Below are 20158 nucleotides of genomic sequence, written 5' to 3' on the forward strand. Positions count from 1 at the left end.
GCCGGTCCGGCGAAGGCGGTGGACACCCGGCCCGTCCACAGGGCAGTTTCGGGCAAGGTTACCAACCTATGTCGTCGGGGTGTGGGAGAGAGCGGGACGCATGGCACGGCCGGGACTGACGAATCCGACGCGGGCCTTCATCAAGAAGGGCGCGCGCTTCTTCCTCAACGGCGCCCTGATGCGGGCGAGCGACAGCGTCACGCTCGACATCCACGCGGTCGACGTGCTGCTGATGCCGAGCCACCTGATCGAGGCCGACGAGGTGCGCACCCCCCTGCAGCGGCTCTACTACCTCGTCCAGCAGATGCTGATCGAGCCCGGCCGCATGGCCGAGTGGCAGGAGGCCTACCGCGCCCTCCTGGTGGCCGGCGTCGGCCTGCCCGAGCACGAGACGCTGCGGCCGATCCTGCGCCTCGTCGAGCGCGAGAAGTACCAGAGCGCGATGGCGCTGCTGCGCAAGACCATGCGGGGCGAGGAGGCTCAGAGGGCCGCCACCGAGGCGACGAGCCGGCGCGTGTAGGGGTGGCGGGGCGCCCCGAACACCGCCTCGGGCGTCCCCTCCTCGACGACGGCGCCGCCCTCCATCACCAGCACCCGGTCGGCCAGGGCCTCCACCACCGCGAGGTCGTGGCTGATGAGCACGGCGGTGAGCCCGTGCCGGGCCCTCAGATCCGCGAGCAGGCGCAGCACCTTCGCCTGCACCGCGAGGTCGAGGGCCGCGACCGGCTCGTCCAGGACGACGATCCGCGCCCCCGCCGCCAGCGCCCGCGCGATCGCGACGCGCTGCGCCTGCCCGCCCGAGAGCTCGTGCGGGTAGCGGTCGAGATGGGCCGGCTCCAGGCCGACGGAGTCCATCAGGGCGGCGAGGCGCGGCGGGCGCTCGGCCGCGTCGAGCCCGGCGAGGAAGCGCAGGGGCGCGGCCAGGGCTTGGCGGATCGTCCGGCGCGGGTTGAGCGCCGAGACGGGGTCCTGGAACACGTACTGGATCGTGCGGCCCAGCACCCGCGGCCCCGCCCGGACGAGGTCGGGCAGCGGCCTTCCCTCGATGACGATCGACCCGGCGCTCGGCCGCACCAGCCCGACGAGGCAGCGCGCGAGGGTGGACTTGCCGCAGCCGGATTCGCCCACGATGCCGAGCGTCTCTCCCGGCGCAACCCGGAACGACACGCCCCCGAGCGCCGTCACGGCCGGCCGGCCGCGGGCGAAGAGGCCGCCCCGCGCCGGGTAGGTCTTGGCGAGGCCGCGCACCTCCAGGGCCGGGCTCACGCGCGTTCCTCCGGCACGGATCGGCCGCCGGCCTCGTCCGCCTCCAGCAGCGCCCGGGCGCGCCCGAGCACCGGCACCGCGGCGATCAGGCCGCGGGTGGTGGGGTGCTGCGGGCGCGAGAGCACCCGCGCCGCCTCCCCGGCCTCGACGATCCGCCCGCCCTGCATCACCGCGACCCGGTCGCAGAGCCGCCGCACCACCCCGACATCGTGGCTGATGAACAGGATCGCGAGGCCCCGCTCCCGGCGCAGCCGGTCGAGCAGGTCGAGGATCCCCGCCTGCACGGTGGCGTCGAGGGCGGTGGTCGGCTCGTCCGCGACGATCAGGTCGGGATCGTTGGCGAGCGCCATGGCGATGCCGACCCGCTGGCGCTGCCCGCCGGAGAGCTCGTGCGGGTAGGCGCGGGCGATGCGGCCGGGATCCGGCAGGGCGACCGCGGCGAGCAGCCCCTCGGCGCGGCTCGCCGCCTCCCCGGCCCCGACCCGGCGATGCGCCCGGATCGCCTCCGCGACCTGGTCCCCGACCCGGATCAGCGGGTGGAGCGTGGTGAGCGGGTCCTGGAACACGTAGGCGATCCGGTCCCCGCGCAGGCGGCGCAGGGCGGCGGGCGGCAGGGCGAGGAGGTCCTCGCCGCGAAAGCGGATCGCCCCCCCGGTGACGAGGCCCGGCGGCGAGGGGACGAGGCGCAGGATCGCGTGGGCGGTCACCGACTTGCCCGAGCCCGAGGCCCCGATGAGGCCGAGGCACTCCCCCGGGGCGACCGCGAGGTCGACGCCCCGCACCGCCTCGGCGCGGCCCGCCGGCGTCTCGAAGGCGACGCGCAGGCCCGCGACCGCGAGCCCGTCGGCGGGCGGGGGCCCGGCCGCGGGCGGGGCGGCGGGGAGCGGAGGGCGCGCGACCCGGGTCGCGGCGCCCGGCCGCGCCGCCGGGCCGCCGGCGAGGCGCGGGTCGAGGGCGTCGCGCAGCCCGTCGCCGACGAGGTTCAGGGCGAGCACGATCAGGAGGACCGCGAAGCCCGGCACCGCCGCCACGGCGGGCGCGCCGATCAGGACGCGGCGCCCCTCCCCCAGCATCGCCCCGAGATCGGCCTGCGGCGGCTGCGCCCCGAGGCCCAGGAAGGACAGGCCGGCCGTCTCCAGGATCATCCAGCCGACCGTGGTCGAGGCGGTGACGGCGATCACCGGCAGGACGTTCGGCAGGATCTCGACGAGGAGGATGCGGGCCGGCCCCATGCCGGAGAGCCGCGCCGCGGCGACGAAATCCTGCACCCGCAGGGTCGCGGCCACGCCCCGCACGGTGCGGGCGAAGAACGGGATGTTGGCGACCACCACCGCCGCCAGGGCGTTGAGGAGGCCCGGCCCGAGCGCCGCCACCACGGCGAGGGCGAGCAGCAGGTAGGGGAAGGCCATCAGCACGTCGACGAGGCGCATCAGCAGCGCCTCGGTCCGGCCGCCGGCGAAGCCCGCGACGAGGCCGAGGCCCGAGCCGATCCCGGCCGCGAGCGCCGCCGCCGCGAGGCCGACCGCGAGGCTCACCCGGGTGCCGTGGACGAGCCGGGCCAGGAGGTCGCGGCCGAGCGCGTCGGTGCCGAGCCACGCGCCCGGCGTGAGGGGCGCCAGCAGCCGCGCGGCGGGCGCGGTGGCGTCGGGATCGGCGAGGGGCAGGAGCGGCGCGGCGAGCGAGACCGCGCCGACGAGGACGAGCGCGACGAGCCCCGCCGCCGCCGGGCGGTTGCGCATCAGCCGGGCGAGGAGGCCGCTCACCCGCCGATCCTCGGATCGGCGAGCCGCTGCAGCAGGTCGGCCGCGAGGTTCACCAGCACGTAGGTCGTCGCCACGACGAGCACCCCGCCCTGGACCAGGAGCACGTCCCGGGTGGCGATGGCGCCGACCAGCATGCGGCCGATGCCCGGCCACTGGAACACGGTCTCGACGTAGACCGCCCCGCCGAGCACGAAGCCCGCCTGGGTGCCGATGACCGGGATCACCGTCACCAGGGCGGCGCGGGCGGCGTGGAGGAGCACGATCCGCCCCTCGCCGAGGCCCTTGGCGCGGGCGGTGCGGACGAAGTCCTGGCGCAGCACCTCCAGCATGGCGGCGCGGGTGAGCCGGGCGATCACCCCGGCCGCCACCACCGCCAGGGTCGCGGCCGGCAGGGCGAGGTGGCGCAGGAGATCGGCCAGGGTCTCCTCGCCGTAGATCGCGTGCATGCCGCTCACCGGCAGCAGGCGCCAGCGCACCGAGACCAGCAGGATCAGCAGGAGCCCGAGCCAGAAGGACGGCACCGAGAGGCCGACCAGCACGCCGAGCGTGGCGAGCCGGTCGACCCAGCCCGATTGCCGCAGGGCCGCCGCGACCCCGAGGGCGAGGCCGAGGAGCGCGGCGAGGGCGAGCGCCGCCCCCGCCAGGATCAGCGTCGCGGCGAAGCGCTCCGCCACCTCGTCGAGGACGGGGCGGTTGAGGCTGTGCGAGCGGCCGAGATCGCCGGTGAGCACGTGCGAGAGCCACGTCAGGTACTGGACCGGCAGGGAGCGGTCGAGGCCGAGGTCGCGGTTGATGCGGGCGACCGCCTCGGGCGTCGCGTAGGGGCCGAGCAGGGCCAGTGCCGGGTCGCCCGGGATCAGCGCCATGATCAGGAAGACGATCACGCTGAGGCCCAGCAGGACCGGGACCAGGGCGGCGAGCCGGCCGAGGAGGTAGCGGCCCATCACGGCCCCTCGCGCTTGCGCACGCCGGCGAGGCGGGCCGTGAAGGTCGGGTCGAGGGCGAAGCCGCGCACGGCCTCCCGCACCACCGCCGCCTGCTTGCCGTGGACCACGACCGCGAAGGGCGCGTCCGCCACGACGAGGCGCTCCGCGGCCCGGTCGAGATCCCGGCGGCGCGCCGGGTCGGTGCTGCGGCGGGCCTCGTCGAGGAGCCGGTCGAGATCCGGGTTGGCGTAGCCGCCCGCGTTGAAGCCGCCCTTCCCCGGCAGCGCGTCGCTCGCGAGGGCGAGCGAGGGCAATTGGTCGGGATCGTTGGTCATCCAGGCCATCTCGGCCATGTCGGCCATGTCGGCGTCCTCGCCGAGGCCGCGATTGACCCGGGCCAGGTAGGCGTTCCACTCGTAGGTGACGAGCCGGACGTCGAGGCCCACGCGGGCGAGGTCGGCTTGGATCGCCGTGCCCATCGCCACCGGGTCGAGCATCCCCGACCCGCCCTCGGCGACGAGGAGCGTGAGCCGCGCCCCCTCCGCCCCGGCCTCGCGCAGCAGGGCGCGGGCGCGGGCGGGATCGTGGCCGTAGCCCGCGAGGTCGGGATCGTAGGTGCCCGCGAAGGCCGGGGCGATGATCCCGCGCGCCGGCACGGCCGTGCCCTGCAGCACGTGCTCGGCCAGCGCCCGCCGGTCGATGGCCCAGTTCACCGCCTCGCGCACCCGGCGGTCCCGCAGCGGCCCGGCCCGCATATTCAGGATCAGGTACCAGAGGTGGGGCCCGACCGCCTCCGCGACCGAGAACCCGGCCCGGTGCCGGAACAGCGCGAGGGCGTCGGGCGGCATCTCCGCCACGACGTCGACGTCGCCCGCCAGCATCTCGGTCGCGCGGGTGTTCGGGTCGGCGAGCGGGCGGAAGATCACGAGCCGCGAGGCGGCCGGCCCGCCCCAGTAACCCGGGTTGCGGGCGAGCGTCACCTTGCGGCTGCTCTGCCACGCCTCGAAGCGGAACGGCCCGGTCCCGACCGGGTTGCGCCCGAAATCCTTCCCCCGCGCCATCACGGCCCCGGGCGGGACGATGAGCCCGGTCGGCGTCGCGAGGTTGGCCAGGAAGGGCGCGAAGGGCTGGCGCAGGGTGAAGCGCACCGTCCGGGGATCGAGGGCCTCGACCCGCTCCACCGCGCGGAACAGGAAGGCGAGCGGGAAGGGGCCGGTCGCCGCCGCCGGGTGGGCGGGTTCGAGGAGCCGCCCGAAGGTGAAGGTCACGGCCCGCGCGTCGAGCGGGCTGCCGTCGTGGAAGCGCACGCCCGCGCGCAGCCGGAACGTGTAGCGGCGGCCATCCTCCGAGAGGCTCCAGCTCTCGGCGAGCGCGGGCTCGATCTCCAGGCTGCCGGGCTTGGTGCGCACCAGCCCGTCGTAGAGGTTGACGAGGATGCGCGCGTCGTTCGTCGCGGTGGTGACGCCGGGATCGAGGGAGGCGGGCTCGGCCGACTGCCCGACCACCAGCACGTCGTCGGGCACCTCCGCGGCCCGCGCCCGCCCGGCAACGCCCGCCGCGGCCGCGAGGGCGGCGAGGACGAGGCCGACGAGGGCGGGGCAGGCTGGGCTCACGGCCTTGGTCTCGCGCGGGCAGGACGGGCGCGGCGACGCCGCGGTCGGGCCAACGCGGGGGAGCGGGATTCGTTGCCTCAGCGGCAGGGCCGGGCTCGCGCCTCACCCGCTCCGCAGGCGCCGCGCCGGCTCGTTCGACCGCGCCCAGATCTCCTGCAGGCGGCCCGGTTCGAGCAGGGCCCGGAAGGTCTCGATCGGCACCGGGGGGCTGAACAGGTAGCCCTGGGCCGTCGTCGCCCCGCCCTCGACCAGGAAGCGCAGGTCCGCGTCGGTCTCGACGCCCTCCACCACGGTCTCGAATCCGAGCGAGCCGGCGAGCGACAGGATGGTGCGCACGATCGTCTGCTGCTCGGGATTGCCCGCCACGCCGTCGACCAGGGAGCGGTCGAGCTTGAGCGCGTCGATGGGCGCGCGAGCGAGCGTGGCGAGGTTCGAGTAGCCGGTGCCGAAATCGTCGATCGAGACCCGCACCCCGAGCCCGCGCAGCCGCGTCACGTGGCCCTGGATGGTGTCGGAATCGCGCATCGCCACCGTCTCGGTGATCTCCAGTTCGAGGCAGGAGGGCGGCAGGCCGGCCCGCGCCAGCCGGTCCTCGACCGTCTGGGCGAAGGTCGGGTCCTCCAGCTGCAGCACCGAGACGTTGACCGCCACCGTGACGTCGTGGCCGCGCGCCAGCAATTCCCCGATCTCCGCGAGGGCGCGCTCGAGCACGAAGACGCCGAGATCCGGGATCAGCCCCGCCTCCTCGGCGATCGGGATGAACTTGCCCGGCGGGATCGCGCCGCGCTCGGGGTGGTGCCAGCGCATCAGCGCCTCGGCGCCGACGACCCGCCCGTCCGCCAGGGACACTTTGGGCTGGTAATGCACGCTGAACTCGCGGGTCTTGAGGGCGCGGCGCAGCTCGCTCTCGATGCCGAGGCGCTCCTGCACCCGCTGGGCCGCCTCCGCGGTGAAGAAGGTGCAGGTGCCCCGCCCCTGCCGCTTGGCCTCGTACATGGCGATGTCCGCCCGCACCAGGAGCTCGTCGTAGCCGGCCTCGCCCTCCGCCAGCGCGATGCCGATGCTGGCCCCGACCACCATGTGGGCGCTGCCGACCTCGTAGCTCTCGCTCACCACGGCCACCAGGGCCTCGCCGCACGCGCGCAACCCGTCGCGGGTGAGGGCGCCGCTCACGACGATCAGGAACTCGTCGCCGCCGATGCGCCCGAGCAGCACGCTCTCCCAGGCGCCCGCCCGGCGGCGCTCCTCCAGGAAGGCGACGAGCCGGCGCGCGAGCTGGGAGAGGAGCGCGTCCCCGGCCCGGTGGCCGAACGTGTCGTTGACCGACTTGAAGCGGTCGAGGTCGAGGAACAGGAAGGCCGTGCGGCCGCGGCCCTGGCCGAGGATCGCGGTGCCGTCGAGCCGCATCTTCTCGCGGTTGGCGAGCCCGGTGACCGGATCGAAGAAGGCGAGCTGGCGCACGCGCCCGAGGCTCTCGCGCAGGTTCGCCAGCATCGTCTCGAAGGCTTGGCCGAGGCTGCGCACCTCCCCGAGGCCGCGCGCCCGGAAGGGCACGTCGAGGTCCCCGCGCGCCACGGCGCTCGCCGCCGTCGCGAGTTCCGGCAGGCCGCTGGTGACCCGGCGCACGGCGGCGAGCACCATCACGACGAGGGCGCCGAGGGAGACGGCGGCGAGCAGCAGGAACCACGCGAAGAGCGAGCGGGTCTGCATCACGCCGAGCCGCAGGATCTCCTGGGTGGCGGCGCCGACCTCGGCCACGCTGGAATGGGCGCAGACCGCGAGGGTGAGGCGGTGGGGCATGCAGCGCGCCACCCGCGCGCCGTCCTGCGAGACGAGCAGGTCGTCCTCGCCGAGATCCTCGCGGGGCACGAGGCCGGAGGCCGGGGCGCCGGCCGCCGAGATCGGGCGCTCCCCGGCGAGCACGACGACCCCGACCTTGGTGAGGGCCGAGAAGTTCAGGAAGGTCGGCTCGCGCGGCGCGAGCAGGCGCAGGCCGACCAGGGCGCCGGCCACGTCCCCGAAATCGTCGAAGACCGGCTCGATCTGGATGCCGCCGATCCGGCGCTCGGCCGGCAGCCCGAGGAGCGCCCCGATCTCTTCCGGCAGCGCGATCATCCGGCCGATCGCCCGGCGCCGCGCGCGGCTGTTCTCCGCCAGCACCTCCCGGATCGGCGACTCGAGCTCGGCCCGGCCGAGCGCCTCCGCCAAGTCGAGGAGGTCGTCGCCCGCGCTCGTCCCGGTCACGATCCCCTTCGGGTCGGTGACGATCAGCGCGTCGAGATCCCCGGTCACGGCGGCGGGGGCGAGGAGTTCGCGCAGGGCGACCGGGTTGGCGCTGCCCACCGCCTTCACGATGTCGAGCCGCTGGGCGAGGAAGCGCGTCTGCCGGGCGGCCTCCTGGAACAGGCCGTCGAGGCGGGCGCCGGCGAGGCCGGCCTCGCCGTCGAGCTTGCGCGCCACCTGCTCGCGGGAGAGGAGCGCCACCGTCCGCGCCCGCTCGGCCGCGTCCTGGTTCAGGCGCTGCAGGGCGAGCAGGCCGGTGACGGCGAAGGTCAGGGCCCCGGTGACGAGGACGGTGATGGCGAGGTAGCGGCCGATCTGCGATCCGGGCCGCCGCCGCCAGACCCGGCGCGCCGCGACCGCGAGGCGGCGCAGGGGGCGGGCGTCCGCCCCCGGCCGGCCGGCCGGGGCCGATCCGGGGGACTCGTGCCGCTGATATCCGCCGTTTCGGGCACGCGCCTCGTCCGATCGATCACGTCTCTCCTTGAGCTACCGGCGAAGTGTTGAGACCAACCTAAAATTCCGCGCCCTCGTCCCCGCCCGCAAAGTAGCTCCCAGGAGGATTGCCAAGGTACTCATCGGATCGATCTGAATGACGGCGATCTCGCGCGGCGAGGGCGGCGGGATCGACAGGCGCGGGATTGCGCGAGCGGCCGCGTCGACGGGTCTGCTCGGGACCTTCTCCGCCGAGATCCTGCGCACCGGGAGGCCGGTCACGGGGTCCGTGCGGCGCGCCGGGGGCGGGCCGCCCGCGGCCGCTCGGGTGGAACAGGCCTCGCGCCGGGCACGTTGGCCGGCACCAGAACCAGAAGAGGACGACCGATGACCGCCAAGCCTCCTCCCGTTCCGCCCGCCAACCAGTCCCACAAGGGGCCCGGCAGCGCCCAGGGGGCGCCCACGGAGCTCGGCAAGGCCGGCAGCCAGACCAAGGATCCGGACAAGATCGGCCAGGCCGGCAATTCCAAGGTGAACACCACCAACCAGGGATACCAGCAGGACCGATGAGCACCTCGCGCAAGGCCTCCCAGACCGACCGCCACCACGGCGGGCCCGGCAGCAGCCACCAGGACGCGACGGAGCCCCAGCGGCCCGAGCGGCACGACCCCCAGCCGGGCAGCCCGACGAACGGCGCCACGTCGCACGTCTCGGGCGGAGGCGGCGAGCGCGACGCGCATCACCGCCACAGCAAGACCGGGCAGGCCCCGGACCGGACCGAGCGCTCGCACTAGCGCCGCGCCCGATCACGGTGCCATCGGGCGCAAGCTCTCGGTCGTTGGTTGTGCTGCATTGTCTTCGACGAACCGGCATCCCCTTCGTCGGACAATGCTCCAGGGCTTCCCCGCCGCTCAGGGGTCCCCTCGGCGGCCCTGCGCCCGCCGCGCAGGGCTGAGGTCGGCGGCCCTGCGCGCGCCGCGCAGGGCTGAGGTCAGCGGCCCTGCGCGGCCGCGAAGGCCGCCCCGTCCGCGAGGCCCTGCGCGAAGGCCCGCCGGATCCCGTCCGGATCGGTGATGTCGAACTGGCCGATGGCGACGGGGGCGGAGGGCTGCAGGTAGGTCCGGCCCGGATGCTTCGGCAGGGACCGGTAGCGCCGGGTCAGCAGCACGAGGCTGCGCCCGCCCGCCGCCTCGATGCCGGCGAGCGGCGCGACCGGGACGTTGTCCACGAGGCCTCCGTCGAGGGCGGGCCCGTCCCCGACGCGGCCCACCGGCATGAAGGGCGGCACGCTCGCGCTCGCCATCAGGGCCGCGGCGAGCTCCTGCGCGCCCCCGAGGTCGCGCACCGACACGAACTCCTCCCGGAAGCCGAGGGCTCTCCCGCCGCGCGGGTGCACGGGGGCCCGCCAGGTCTTCTCGACCTGGTAGGTGAGGATGCCGAGCGGGATCGCGGCGGCGAGCGGCAGGCGGCGCGGCGGCCGCGCCAGGGCGATCCTGACCTCGGCCGGCCCGGCGCGCAGCGCCGCGAAGGCCGCCGGCCCGAGCACCGCGTCGATGAGGTCGCGGTAGAGGGCGGAGACCGGAAAGGCCCGCCCGCCCCGGCAGGCTGCGCGCCAATCGAGGTTCGGCGTGCCGGCGGCGCAGCCCTCGGCGACCCGCTCCATCACCGCCCGCCCCTGCCCGAGCAGGCTGTAGCAGGCCGCGAAGGCGCCTCCCGAGACGCCGACCACCAGGGAGGGGGAGAGGCGCAGGCGCTCGGCCGCCGCCGCCCAGAAGCCGCCCTGCCAATAGCAGCGATTTCCCCCGCCCGCGAAGGCGACCGCGTCGAACATCGCCGTCAGCGCCGCGCCTCCTCGTCCGCCCGCGCCACGCCGCGCCACGCGAGCACCACCCGCTCGAGGGAGGCGAGGTCGTCGGCCGGGAGCGTGCCGAGGGTGCGGACCACGTAGGCGGTCTGGGCCGCCATGCCGCTCCGCGCGAGGTCCCGCCCGACCTGCGTGAGGTGGAGGGCGTGCGAGCGCCGGTCGCCCGGGATCGGGCGCCGCTCCACCAGCCCCGCCTCGACCAGCCGGTCGACCAGCCCCGAGACGTTGCCCTTCGTGACGTAGAGCCGCTCGGCGAGGTCCTGCTGGGTGAGCCCCTCCTGCTCGGAGAGCGTGGAGAGCACGTCGAATTGCGGGATCGACAGGCCGAGCGCCCGCAACTCGGCCGCGACCGCCGCGGCGACGCGCCGGTTGAGCCGGACGAAGCGGAACCAGATCCGCATCGGGTCCGGGGGAATGGCGGCGAGGGAGGCGGAGCGCGGCGAGGTGGGGGTCATCGAGATAGTTTATATCAGAACCATCTCGGCGCCAGCGGGGCGGAACCGATCCCCCGCCGCCGGAGGCGCGTCCCGCCGCTCGCCCCGGCCTCGCCCGGGGCCCGCCCGGGGGCCCGCCGGGCGGCGGATCACGCGCGATGCGATGACCAAGCGCGTCGGCGACCTCCAGGCGGCGATCGGGGGGGGGCGCCGAGGCCATGGCGGCGATCAACGGGGCGGTCACCGAACTCTCGCGGCTGATCCGGGATCCGCTGCGATCAACCGGAGCCCGCATGACCCTCGCGATGGCGAGCGCGGTCGAGGAGCGGACGGCCTCGACCCGGGAGGTCGCGAGCCCCGTCGTCGCCGTGCCGCAGGCGGCGCGGGAGACCGGCGGCTCGCCCAGGCGGTGCGGGAGGTTTCGGTGAGCCTCGCCGGCCGGTCGAGCGGTCTCGGCACCGGCGTCGAGCGCTGCCTCAAGGCCGGGCAGGGCGCGCGGGGAGCTGGCCTCCCCGCTACACCGCCATGGTGGTCTTCACCGTCTCGACCAGCTGCTTGAGGCTGAAGGGCTTGGGCAGGAAGTTGAATTCCTCGCCCTCCGGCAGGTTCTTCTGGAAGGCGTCCTCGGCGTAGCCGGAGACGAAGATCACCTTGAGGGTGGGGTGCCGCTTGCGCAGCTCGCGCAGCAGCGTCGGGCCGTCCATCTCGGGCATCACCACGTCCGACACGACGAGGTCGACCGGCGTGTCGCGCTCGCCGATGATGGCGAGCGCCTCCAGCCCCGAGGCGGCCTCGAGCACCGTGTAGCCGCGCGCCGCGAGCGCCCTCGCGTTCACCGCCCGCACCGGATCCTCGTCCTCGACGAGCAGGATGGTGCCGCGGCCGGTGAGGTCGGCGGCCGGCGCCTTGCGCTCGGGGGCGGCGCCCTCCGCCGGGGCGGCGGCGGCCGGCGCCGCGGCGGGGGCCGCCTCCGGGGCGGGCACCTCCTCGGGGATCGGGACGTAGCGCGGCAGGTAGATGCCGAACACCGTGCCCTCGCCGACCGTCGACTTCACGTCGATGTAGCCGCCCGACTGCTTGACGATGCCGAACACCGTCGAGAGGCCGAGCCCGGTGCCCTTGTTCACCTCCTTGGTGGTGAAGAACGGCTCGAAGATCTTCTCCATGATCTCCGGCGTCATGCCGGTGCCGGTATCGGCCACCTCGACCAGCACGTAATCGGCCGCCGGCAGGCCGGTGAGCTGGAGGGCGCCCGCCGCCTCGGCGGCGACGTTGGCGGTGCGGATCGCGAGGCGCCCGCCATTCGGCATCGCGTCGCGGGCATTCACCGCGAGGTTCACGATCACCTGCTCGAACTGGTTCACGTCGGCCTTGACCGGCCAGAGGTCGCGCCCGTGCTTGAGATCGAGCTCGACCCGCTCGCCGAGGAGGCGCTTGAGCAGCAGCGTCAGGTCCGAGAGCGCGTCGCCGAGATGGATCACCTCCGGGCGCAGGGTCTGCCGGCGCGAGAAGGCGAGCAGCTGGCGCACCAGGCTCGCGGCCCGGTTCGCGTTCTGCTTGATCTGCATGATGTCCTGGAAGGCCGGGTCCACCGGGCGGTGGCTGGCCAGCAGCAGGTCCGAGTAGCCGATGATCGCCTGCAGGACGTTGTTGAAGTCGTGCGCGATGCCGCCGGCGAGCTGGCCCACCATCTCCATCTTCTGGGCTTGGTTGATCTGCTGCTGCAGCTGGAGCTGGGCGGTGGTGTCGAGGGCGTAGAGGATCACCGTCTCCTGGCCGCCGTCGGGCTCGGGCCCGCCCGCGGCGCGCACCTCGGGGCTGAGCCAGATCCGGGCCGAGCGGTTGCCCGGGGCGGCGACGCCGACCTCCACGGGGGCGACGTCGCCCCGCCCCTCGGCGGCGAGCCGGAAGGCGCCGTCGAAGGTCTGGCGGTCGCGCTCGGCGATGCAGTCGTGGGCCGAGGGGCCGAGTTCGCGGCCCTCGCCGGTGCGCGGCAGCGTGCCGAAGAGCCGCGCGAAGGAGGCGTTCGCCCGCACGAGGCGCCCCGCCGCGTCGAGCGTCGCCACGGCGATCGGGCTGGTGTTGAAGAAGCGCGCGAAGCGCACCTCGGCGGCGCGCTGCGGCTCGTCGGTCTCCTCCCCGGCCGAGCGGTTGAGCACCAGGGTGCGCGAATCGCCCGGGCGCCCGTCCTGGCCGTAGGCGACGCGGTGGTAGATGCGGGCGGGGAGCGGGTGGCCGTTGCGGCGGCGCAGGTCGAGGTCGAAGACGTCGGTGCGCACCTCGCCGGGCTGCGCGTTGCCCGCCACCAGCACCTCGCCCACCGCCGCCGGCAGGATCTCGGCGAGGCGCAGGCCCCCCGAGCCGACCTGCGCGAGGTCGTAGCCGAGCCACGCCGCCAGGGTGGCGTTCATGTAGACGACGCCGCCGCGCGGATCGACCGACAGGAAGCCCGCGGGGGCGTGGTCGAGGAAGTCGATCGTGTGCTGGAGGACCTGGAAGACGTTCTCCTGGCGCTCGCGCTCGTGGGTGATGTCGCTGACGGCCCAGAGCGCGACCGGGCGGCGCGGCAGCGGCAGCGGCCGCACCGCGATCCGGTACCACGCGAAGTCCCGCTCGCCCCCGCCGGGCGGGGGTGCCATGCGGATCTCCTCCGAGAGGCTGCGCCCCTCGCGGGCGGCCTGGGCGAGGCGGTAGACCGCCTCCGAGACGTCCGGGCTGCCGACGAAGATCCGCTCGACGAGGCGCAGGTTCGAGAAGCTGTCGCTCCCCGCCAGCGCGAGGTAGGCGGCGTTGGCGTAGATCGGCCGCGCGCCGTCCTCGACGGCGATCATGCCCTCGGGGGCGGCGTCGACCACCGCCTTGGTGACGTCGTTGCGCCCTCCCTGCCCGGTGAGCTGCAGGGCGCCGATGGCGAGGGCGAAGAGCGAGAACACGCCCGCCATGGCGAGCACCGCCAGGAGCCCGAGGATCAGCGGCTGGGCCTGCTCGTTGGCGACGAAGCTCAGGCCCACCGCCGCCCCGACGAGCAGGCCGGCGAGGAGCAGGAGCAGGCTCACCCGGCCGGGGCGCTCCGAGCGGTCGAGGGCGGTGGCCTCGGGCGGGGCTTGGGGACTCAACTCGGGCATGACGCCGTGATCCATCCTGAACATGCCGGTCGATGGCCCCCGCCCGCGCGGCCGCATCCTGGTGGACCAAGCTTGCGCGGGGATGGGTTTCGCCGCCGGCGGCGGGTCGCGCCGCCACGGGCCGGTTATGCCCGAGCCACCCGGGCCGGCAAGTCCCGAGAAGCCAAGTCCCGGCAAGGCAAGTCCCGGGAAAGCAAGTCAGGACGAGGCCAATCCCGATGCGGCCGCGACGTCATCGGCGCTGCTGGCGCAGCACGAAGCCGATCACCTCGGCGACCGCCTTGTAGTGCTCGGTCGGGATCGCCTGGTCGATCTCGACGGTGGCGTGGAGGGCGCGGGCGAGCGGCGGGTTCTCGACCACCGGGACGCCGTTCTCGGCGGCGAGCGCGCGGATGCGAAGCGCCAGCACGTCGACGCCCTTGGCGACGCAGACCGGGGCGGCCATGCCGGTCTCGTACAGGAGGGCGACGGCGAAGTGGGTCGGGTTGGCGACCACCACGGTGGCGCCCGGCACCGCCGCCATCATGCGCTTCTTGGCGCGGGTGGCGCGGATGCGGCGCAGCCGCGCCTTCACCTCGGGGCTGCCCTCGCTCTCCTTCATCTCCTCCTTGATCTCGGCCTTGGTCATGCGCAGGCGGGCGCGCCAGCGCAGGCGCTGATAGGCCGCGTCGCCGAGCGCGATCACCAGGTAGGCCGCCAGGATGCCGGCCATCAGCCGCAGCACCAGGGCGAGGGTCGCGGGCAGCAGGGCGGAGGGTTCGAGCCGCGCGAGCGCGTCGAGCCGGTCGCGGTCGCCCCAGAGCACCAGCGCCGCCACCGTGCCGACGAGGGCGACCTTGAGGATGCCCTTGCCGAACTGGAACCACGCTTCCGGGCCGAACAGGCGCTTGAGGCCCGCGGCCGGGGAGACGCGCTCCCACTTGGCCCCGAGGGTCTCGGTGGTCCAGACGAGGGGATGCTGCAGGAGCCCGCCGACCAGCGCCGCCGCGACGGCCGCGCCCACCGGAGCCGCCAGCGCGAGGGCGAGGGCGGCGAGCGCCCGGCGGGCCAGGGCCGCGTAGCCGGCCGCGTCGCCCGGCACCTGGTGCAGGCCGGCGAGGAGGTCGCGCAGCTCGACCGCGAGGCCGCGGGCGATGCTCCCGGCGCCGACCAGGAGCACGAGGGTGAAGCCGCCGAGGAGGAGGAGCGTGTTGATCTCGGTGCTGGTGGCGACGTCGCCGCGCTTGATGGCGTCGTCGAGCCGCTTCTGGGTCGGCTCCTCGGTGCGGTCCTCCTGCTCGCCCTCGCCCGCCACTCAGGGCCTCCCGATCTCGCCGAGCCAGCGCCCGAGATCCTCCACGAACACGCCCATGACCACGCCGAGGCTGGCGAGCAGCACCGCCATGCCGATCAGGATCGAGGCCGGGGTGGCGACGAAGAAGACCTGCATCTGCGGCATCAGCCGCGACAGCACGCCCAGGCCGAGGTTGAACAGGATGCCGAAGGCGATGAAGGGCGCGGCGATCTGGACCGCGAGGGCGAAGCCGCGGGCGACGGCCCGGATGGCGAAGGCCGCCGCGTCGCCGGTGGCCGGTACGCCGATGGGGGGCATCAGCGCGTAGCTGTCGCGGATGCCCGCGATGGCGAGGTGGTGGAGATCGGCCGCGAGGACGAGCGTGATGCCGAGCATCGTCAGGAAGCTGCCGAGCGTCGCCTGCTGGCCCGAGGTGGTCGGGTCGACGGTCATCGCGTAGGCGAGGCCGAGCTGCTGGGCGACGATCGTGCCGGTGGTCTGCAGGGCGGCGAGCACCGCCCGCACGCTGAGGCCGAGGACGAGCCCGACCGCGATCTCGCCGATCAGCACGCCGATGAGCGCGGGCCCCGTCCCCGCCTGCTGCGGCAGGAGCGGGCGCACGAAGGGGAACAGGACCAGGGCGACGAGGAGCGCGAAGGCGAGCCGCAGGCGCGGCGCCACCACGGTCTCGCCGATCCCCGGCATCAGCATCACGAGGGTGCCGACCCGGGCGAAGGTCAGGAGATAGGCGGCGGCGAGGCCGGGCAGCAGCAGGTTCACGCGGGGGCGCCCCGGGGCTCACCCGCCCGCGGCGATGCGGGCGGCGATCCGGCCCATGTAGCCCGCCAGGGCGTCGCCCATGAAGGGGAGCATCAGCAGCATGGCGGCGAAGACCGCGACGATCTTGGGCACGTAGATCAGGGTCTGCTCCTGGATCTGCGTGAGCGCCTGGAGCAGCGACACGGCGAGCCCGACCACGAGGGCGATCATCATCAGGGGACCGGCCACCTTCAGGAAGGTGACGATCCCGTCGCGGGCGATGTCGAGGATGGCGAGGCCGGTCATGGGAGGTTCGGGAGCCGGGAGGTTCGGGAGCCGGGAGGTTCGGGAGCCGGGAGGTTCGGGAGCCGGGAGGTTCGGGAGCCGGGAGGTTCGGGAGCCGGGAGGGACGCGAGGGCGGCGGGGCCGGAGGGGAGAGCGGTTCTCCCGCGCGCCTTTCGCTCGCGCCGCCCTAAATAGAAACTTGCTATGCCAGCGTGCAGAACTCTGATCACATGCACGCTCAGGTTTCATCCGTGAGGGGCGGCGAAGCCGGTGCGCAACTCATACCAGCGGTCATCTCTCATGACCGGTGGTGCTCTCGAATTTTCGCCAAGCCTTCGGCTTCGAATAGAAAATTCGAGACGGACCAACGGCTCGATGCGTCGGCATCCTGAGCCGTTGGGATCAGATCTGCATCCGCATGATGTCCTCGTAGGCGGAGATCACCCGGTCGCGCACCGCGACGAGGGTCTGGAGCGCGGTCTCGCTCTCGGCCACCGCCGTCACCACGTCGACGACGTTGGCCTTGCCGGCACCGACCGCCATCATCTGGTGCTCGCCGCGCTTGCCCGCCGCCTCGACCCCGTCGATCGCCGAGGCGACGAGCTGGCCGAAGCCGGCCTCCGGCGCCGCGGGCTTCGCGGCGGGATTCGCCCGGCCGAGGTTCTGGATCGCCGCGTAGGCACCGGCCGCGAAGGCGTTGGTGGGCATGGGATCAGACCTTCAGGATGTCGATGGTGCGGGAGATCATGCGGCGGGCCGCCGTGACCATGTTCAGGTTCGCCTCGTAGCTGCGCTGGGCCTCGCGCATGTCCACGGTCTCGACGAGCAGGTTGACGTTGGGCAGCTGCACGTCCCCCTTGGCATCCGCCACCGGGTTGCCGGGATCGTGCTTGGTGCGGAACGGGGCTTGGTCGCGGCGGACCCGGCCGAGATCGACCATGCGCGCGTCGAGCTCCCGGTCGAGGCGGTTGGCGAAGGTCGGGACCTTGCGGCGGTAGGGTTCGACGCCGGCGCGGGTCGGCTCGGAATCCGCGTTGGCGATGTTCTCGGAGATCACCCGCATCCGCCCGGACTGCGCCCGAAGCCCCGATGCCGCGATGCCGATCGCTTTCATGAAGTCCATGCTGCGCCTCCGCCCGACTCGCCCGCGCCCGGGCCCGCGCTACTTGCCGACCGCATTGCGGAGGAGCTGCAGGCTCTTCTGGTAGAGCGAGGCCGCGAGTTGATAATCCGCCTGGTTGTCCGCGGCCTTGAGCATCTCGTCCTCGAGGCTGACGGCATTGCCGCTCGGCACGACGTCGAAGCGGGTGCGGGTGCGGTCCTCCGACGGGGTGAAGCCCGTCCCCGCCATGTGCAGCGGGCTCGTGCGCTCCACCCCGATGCCGGGCAGGCCGGCGGCCGCGACGCTGCCGTCCGGCTGGAAGACCGGCGCGCGCAGGTCGCGCGCCTTGAAGCCCGGCGTGTTGGCATTCGCAACGTTCTCCGCCAGGACCTTCTGGCGCGTCTGGTGCCATTGCATGCGGTTGCGCAGCATGCTGACGAGGGGGAGATCGGCGACTGGCACGGGCGGCCCCAGCTTCGGTCGGCAAAATCTGCCGGGCACATGGTTAAGAGGCGGTTAAGCATGCGCGCGGCCGCGGCGGCTCCGCCTGCCGTCGGGTCGCCAAACCCTTCATGAAGTTGTTAAGAGGTCTTAACGTGGCCTGCGCGGCGGGAACGCCCGCGTGGTAGAACCCCTTCGTATCGCGTCGGTGCCCCGGCACCTCACCTGTGAGAGACCGTGCATTGCTCTCCTCGCTCCTCGGGCCGGACAGTTCGCCCTTGATCTCCTACCTGATCGTGTTCCTGGTCATGGTGGTGCTTCTCAGCGCCTTCGCGTTCGGCGCGAAGCGCTTCGCCCGCGGGCGCCTGAACCTGAGCAACGGAGGGGCGCAGCGCGGCCGCCAGCCGCGGCTCGGCATCGTCGACATCTACGAACTCGACCGCCAGCGGCAGCTGATCCTGTTGCGCCGCGACAACACCGAGCACCTGCTTCTGGTCGGCGGCCCCAACGACGTGGTGGTGGAACGCAACATCGTGCGGGTGGCGGGCGCGCGGCTGCCGGCCGACCTCGCCGAGCGGGCCGAGCCCGCCCCCGAGCCGCCCCTCGCCCTTCCCGCCGAGGCGGAACCTGCCACGCTGCCCCCACCGCTGCCGCCCTTCCCGGAAGCCCCCTTCCCGGTGCCGCCGCCCGCCCCGGTCGCGACCCAGCCGGAGCCGGCCTTCGCCTTCCCGCCGTTCCCGCCCCGGGCACCCGAACCGCCCACCGAGCCGCCGCCCGCGCTGCAGCCCGAGGCCGCGCCGCGCCCGGCCGTGCCGCCGCGGCCGGGGCCGGGGCCGCGGCTGAATGCGAGCCGGCGCGTCGAGCCGCCGAGTCTGCGCACCGGCCGGCAGACGCCGCCGCCCCTCGACATGCCGCCCCGCATCGTCGAACCGCCGGCCGTCCCGGCGCAGGCCGCTCCGGCGCAGGCCGCTCCGGCGCAGGCCGCTCCGGCCCCGGCGGGCACGCGCGGGGCCGAGCCGCGGGTCGTCGACGCGGCCATCCTGAACGACATGGCCCGCCAGCTCGAGGAGGCGCTCCGCCGGCCCTCCTCGGCCGTCGCCCCGTCCCGGCCGGCCGCCCCCGTGATGAGCCGCCCGACCGAGCCCGAGCCCGTCGCGCCCGTGATCCCGGCGCCGCCGCCGCCGCCCGAGCCGGCGCCCCCGCCCCCACCCCCGTCCCGGAGCCGGTCCCGGAGGCCGCCGCACCGCCACCGCATCATCCGGAGCCGGAGCCCCCACCGCCGGAGCCCGTGCACGAGCCGATTCCGGAGCCCGCGCCGGAGCCCATGCCCGAGCCCGTGCCCGAGCCCATGCCCGAGCCCATGCCCGAGCCCGTGCCCCCGGCTCCGCTGGCCGAGCACGGGCCCGAGCCCGCGGCGGGGCACGCGCCGGCGCATGAGCCCGCGCCCCCGCGCCCGAACCAGTCCCGCCACCGCCGGAGCCGGAACCCGAGCCCGAGCCGCCGCCTCCCCGCCTCCGGCCCCGGAGCCCGAACCCGAGCCCAAGAAGGCGGCCCCGAACCCGTTCTCCGTGGAGGAGATCGAGGCCGAGTTCGCCCGGCTGCTCGGTCGCCCGCTCGATCGGCGCTGACCCCGCGGGGCGTCCGGCGCTGTGGCCCTCCCGCCGCGCCGGCCGAGAAGCGCGGCCGCGGGAGCGGCGCGGCCTTGCGCGCGGCGCGCGCCGCGCGCCAGGGTGCGGGCATGGGCCTTCCGACTGCGCCAGAGCGCTCGCCGCCGAACCGGATCCCGCTGCGGCGCGTGATCGCGCGACGAATCACGGACCGGCGCGCGGCGAGCTGGGCCGCCGCGAGATGGGCCGTGCGGGGCCGGCGGGCGGCCCTGCTCGCCGGGCTCGGCCTGCTCGGCTCCGCGACGGCGGGGCTCGCCCAGAGCGTGACCGTCGATCTCGGCCCGAGCGGCGGCGTGACCGAGCGGGCGCTCCAGCTCGTCGCCCTCATCACGGTCCTGGCCCTCGCGCCCTCGGTGCTGGTGATGGCGACCGCCTTCACCCGCATCGTCGTGGTGCTGTCGATCCTGCGCTCGGCGCTCGGCACGCAGACGGCGCCGCCCAACGCGGTCATCGTCAGCCTCGCCCTGTTCCTCACCGCCTTCGTGATGGCGCCGACCGCCCGGGAGGCCTACCGGACCGGGATCGAGCCGCTGGTCGCCGGGCAGATCAGCCAGAGCCAGGCCTTCGAGCGGGCCTCCCAGCCCTTCAAGGCCTTCATGCTGCGCTCGGTGCGGGAGAAGGACCTGCGGCTGTTCCTCGACCTGTCGAACGCGCCGCGGCCCGCCACGCCGGAGGCGGTGGGGCTGGAGATCCTCACCCCGGCCTTCATGATCTCGGAGCTCCGGCGCGCCTTCGAGATCGGCTTCCTGCTCTTCATCCCGTTCCTGATCATCGACCTCGTGGTCGCCTCGGTGCTGATGTCGGTGGGCATGATGATGCTGCCGCCCGCCACCGTGGCCCTGCCCTTCAAGCTGATCTTCTTCGTGCTGGTCGACGGCTGGACCCTGGTCGCGGGCTCGCTGGTGCAGAGCTACGGCGGCTGAGG

General features: G+C 74.6%; 20 protein-coding genes. 6 read left to right on the top strand and 14 right to left on the bottom strand.

The genetic code is table 11. The annotated features are described in order from the left end of the window. Positions 1-100 precede the first annotated feature (100 nt). Positions 101-520 carry a flagellar biosynthesis repressor FlbT gene (locus tag QA634_RS25845; RefSeq protein WP_012334850.1) on the top strand — a complete coding sequence of 140 codons (420 nt, stop codon included), beginning with the start codon at positions 101-103 and terminating at the stop codon, positions 518-520. On the opposite strand, the gene QA634_RS25850 is transcribed toward QA634_RS25845, so the two are convergent. The 5 genes from QA634_RS25850 to QA634_RS25870 all read right to left on the bottom strand — a co-directional run bounded on the left by QA634_RS25850 (position 481) and on the right by QA634_RS25870 (position 8052). After that, complete coding sequence (locus QA634_RS25850; RefSeq protein ID WP_012334851.1) at positions 481-1266, bottom strand: ATP-binding cassette domain-containing protein; 786 nt, start codon at positions 1264-1266, stop codon at positions 481-483. The two genes, QA634_RS25845 and QA634_RS25850, sit on opposite strands and share 40 nt — an antisense overlap. Further along, on the bottom strand, positions 1263-3029 hold the full coding sequence (locus tag QA634_RS25855; protein ID WP_012334852.1) for a dipeptide/oligopeptide/nickel ABC transporter permease/ATP-binding protein: 1767 nt from the start codon (positions 3027-3029) through the stop codon (positions 1263-1265). Before QA634_RS25855 ends, QA634_RS25850 begins: the two co-directional genes overlap by 4 nt. Then, positions 3026-3973, bottom strand: coding sequence for an ABC transporter permease (locus tag QA634_RS25860; protein WP_012334853.1), 948 nt, complete (start codon positions 3971-3973; stop codon positions 3026-3028). Before QA634_RS25860 ends, QA634_RS25855 begins: the two co-directional genes overlap by 4 nt. Beyond that, a complete protein-coding gene (locus tag QA634_RS25865; protein WP_012334854.1) occupies positions 3973-5568 on the bottom strand; it encodes an ABC transporter substrate-binding protein in 1596 nt (531 codons plus the stop codon). Before QA634_RS25865 ends, QA634_RS25860 begins: the two co-directional genes overlap by 1 nt. Before the next feature lie 102 nt (positions 5569-5670). After that, positions 5671-8052: a putative bifunctional diguanylate cyclase/phosphodiesterase gene (locus QA634_RS25870; protein WP_283026899.1), complete on the bottom strand. Its 2382-nt coding sequence runs from the start codon at positions 8050-8052 to the stop codon at positions 5671-5673. 618 nt (positions 8053-8670) lie between these two features. Here QA634_RS25870 and QA634_RS25875 point away from each other — a divergent pair. Together QA634_RS25875 and QA634_RS25880 are read left to right on the top strand one after the other, a co-directional pair. After that, positions 8671-8853: a hypothetical protein gene (locus tag QA634_RS25875; protein WP_012334856.1), complete on the top strand. Its 183-nt coding sequence runs from the start codon at positions 8671-8673 to the stop codon at positions 8851-8853. Further along, positions 8850-9077 carry a hypothetical protein gene (locus tag QA634_RS25880; RefSeq protein WP_012334857.1) on the top strand — a complete coding sequence of 76 codons (228 nt, stop codon included), beginning with the start codon at positions 8850-8852 and terminating at the stop codon, positions 9075-9077. Before QA634_RS25875 ends, QA634_RS25880 begins: the two co-directional genes overlap by 4 nt. A 197-nt stretch (positions 9078-9274) precedes the next feature. Here the strand turns inward: QA634_RS25880 and QA634_RS25885 are convergent, their stop codons facing one another. Continuing rightward, positions 9275-10114, bottom strand: a complete 840-nt coding sequence (locus QA634_RS25885; protein ID WP_012334858.1) for a patatin-like phospholipase family protein — start codon at positions 10112-10114, stop codon at positions 9275-9277. Between the two features lie 5 nt (positions 10115-10119). After that, complete coding sequence (locus tag QA634_RS25890) at positions 10120-10602, bottom strand: MarR family winged helix-turn-helix transcriptional regulator (RefSeq protein ID WP_012334859.1); 483 nt, start codon at positions 10600-10602, stop codon at positions 10120-10122. Positions 10603-10874: 272 nt separating this feature from the next. On the opposite strand from QA634_RS25890, the gene QA634_RS25895 reads away from it, so the two are divergent. Further along, positions 10875-11009 (top strand): hypothetical protein, encoded by a 135-nt coding sequence (locus tag QA634_RS25895; RefSeq protein ID WP_265576421.1) that lies wholly within the window; start codon positions 10875-10877, stop codon positions 11007-11009. An 87-nt stretch (positions 11010-11096) separates the two neighbouring features. On the opposite strand, the gene cckA is transcribed toward QA634_RS25895, so the two are convergent. The 7 genes from cckA to flgB form a co-directional block, all read right to left on the bottom strand. Continuing rightward, a complete protein-coding gene (gene cckA, locus QA634_RS25900; RefSeq protein WP_012334860.1) occupies positions 11097-13706 on the bottom strand; it encodes a cell cycle histidine kinase CckA in 2610 nt (869 codons plus the stop codon). Between the two features lie 232 nt (positions 13707-13938). Next, on the bottom strand, positions 13939-15000 hold the full coding sequence (locus tag QA634_RS25905; protein WP_012334861.1) for an EscU/YscU/HrcU family type III secretion system export apparatus switch protein: 1062 nt from the start codon (positions 14998-15000) through the stop codon (positions 13939-13941). Next, a complete protein-coding gene (fliR, locus tag QA634_RS25910; protein WP_012334862.1) occupies positions 15001-15759 on the bottom strand; it encodes a flagellar biosynthetic protein FliR in 759 nt (252 codons plus the stop codon). An 18-nt stretch (positions 15760-15777) separates the two neighbouring features. After that, entirely contained in the window at positions 15778-16044 is a 267-nt protein-coding gene (fliQ, locus tag QA634_RS25915; protein WP_012334863.1) for a flagellar biosynthesis protein FliQ, read from the bottom strand. Positions 16045-16425: 381 nt separating this feature from the next. Continuing rightward, positions 16426-16731 (bottom strand): flagellar hook-basal body complex protein FliE, encoded by a 306-nt coding sequence (locus tag QA634_RS25920; RefSeq protein WP_012334864.1) that lies wholly within the window; start codon positions 16729-16731, stop codon positions 16426-16428. Between the two features lie 4 nt (positions 16732-16735). After that, positions 16736-17146 (bottom strand): flagellar basal body rod protein FlgC, encoded by a 411-nt coding sequence (gene flgC, locus QA634_RS25925; RefSeq protein ID WP_012334865.1) that lies wholly within the window; start codon positions 17144-17146, stop codon positions 16736-16738. Positions 17147-17185: 39 nt separating this feature from the next. After that, positions 17186-17587: a flagellar basal body rod protein FlgB gene (gene flgB / locus QA634_RS25930; protein WP_012334866.1), complete on the bottom strand. Its 402-nt coding sequence runs from the start codon at positions 17585-17587 to the stop codon at positions 17186-17188. A gap of 257 nt (positions 17588-17844) precedes the next feature. On the opposite strand from flgB, the gene QA634_RS25935 reads away from it, so the two are divergent. Continuing rightward, the gene (locus QA634_RS25935; RefSeq protein ID WP_283026901.1) at positions 17845-19194 is read left to right on the top strand and encodes a hypothetical protein; all 1350 of its coding nucleotides are present in this window, start codon (positions 17845-17847) and stop codon (positions 19192-19194) included. A 110-nt stretch (positions 19195-19304) separates the two neighbouring features. After that, the gene (gene fliP, locus QA634_RS25940; RefSeq protein ID WP_012334868.1) at positions 19305-20156 is read left to right on the top strand and encodes a flagellar type III secretion system pore protein FliP; all 852 of its coding nucleotides are present in this window, start codon (positions 19305-19307) and stop codon (positions 20154-20156) included. Positions 20157-20158: the final 2 nt, after the last annotated feature.

It is taken from the genome of Methylobacterium sp. CB376 (assembly GCF_029714205.1).
GTDB lineage: Bacteria > Pseudomonadota > Alphaproteobacteria > Rhizobiales > Beijerinckiaceae > Methylobacterium.

Excerpts from the sequence above, each read along its gene's own strand:
- QA634_RS25880 (WP_012334857.1), top strand. The coding sequence starts at position 8,850 with ATGAGCACCTCGCGCAAGGCCTCCCAGACCGACCGCCACCACGGCGGG.
- QA634_RS25860 (WP_012334853.1), bottom strand. The coding sequence starts at position 3,973 with ATGGGCCGCTACCTCCTCGGCCGGCTCGCCGCCCTGGTCCCGGTCCTG.
- QA634_RS25845 (WP_012334850.1), top strand. The coding sequence starts at position 101 with ATGGCACGGCCGGGACTGACGAATCCGACGCGGGCCTTCATCAAGAAG.
- fliP (WP_012334868.1), top strand. The coding sequence starts at position 19,305 with ATGGGCCTTCCGACTGCGCCAGAGCGCTCGCCGCCGAACCGGATCCCG.
- QA634_RS25895 (WP_265576421.1), top strand. The coding sequence starts at position 10,875 with ATGACCCTCGCGATGGCGAGCGCGGTCGAGGAGCGGACGGCCTCGACC.
- QA634_RS25920 (WP_012334864.1), bottom strand. The coding sequence starts at position 16,731 with ATGCCCACCAACGCCTTCGCGGCCGGTGCCTACGCGGCGATCCAGAAC.
- flgC (WP_012334865.1), bottom strand. The coding sequence starts at position 17,146 with ATGGACTTCATGAAAGCGATCGGCATCGCGGCATCGGGGCTTCGGGCG.
- QA634_RS25890 (WP_012334859.1), bottom strand. The coding sequence starts at position 10,602 with ATGACCCCCACCTCGCCGCGCTCCGCCTCCCTCGCCGCCATTCCCCCG.
- fliQ (WP_012334863.1), bottom strand. The coding sequence starts at position 16,044 with ATGACCGGCCTCGCCATCCTCGACATCGCCCGCGACGGGATCGTCACC.
- QA634_RS25875 (WP_012334856.1), top strand. The coding sequence starts at position 8,671 with ATGACCGCCAAGCCTCCTCCCGTTCCGCCCGCCAACCAGTCCCACAAG.
- cckA (WP_012334860.1), bottom strand. The coding sequence starts at position 13,706 with ATGCCCGAGTTGAGTCCCCAAGCCCCGCCCGAGGCCACCGCCCTCGAC.
- QA634_RS25885 (WP_012334858.1), bottom strand. The coding sequence starts at position 10,114 with ATGTTCGACGCGGTCGCCTTCGCGGGCGGGGGAAATCGCTGCTATTGG.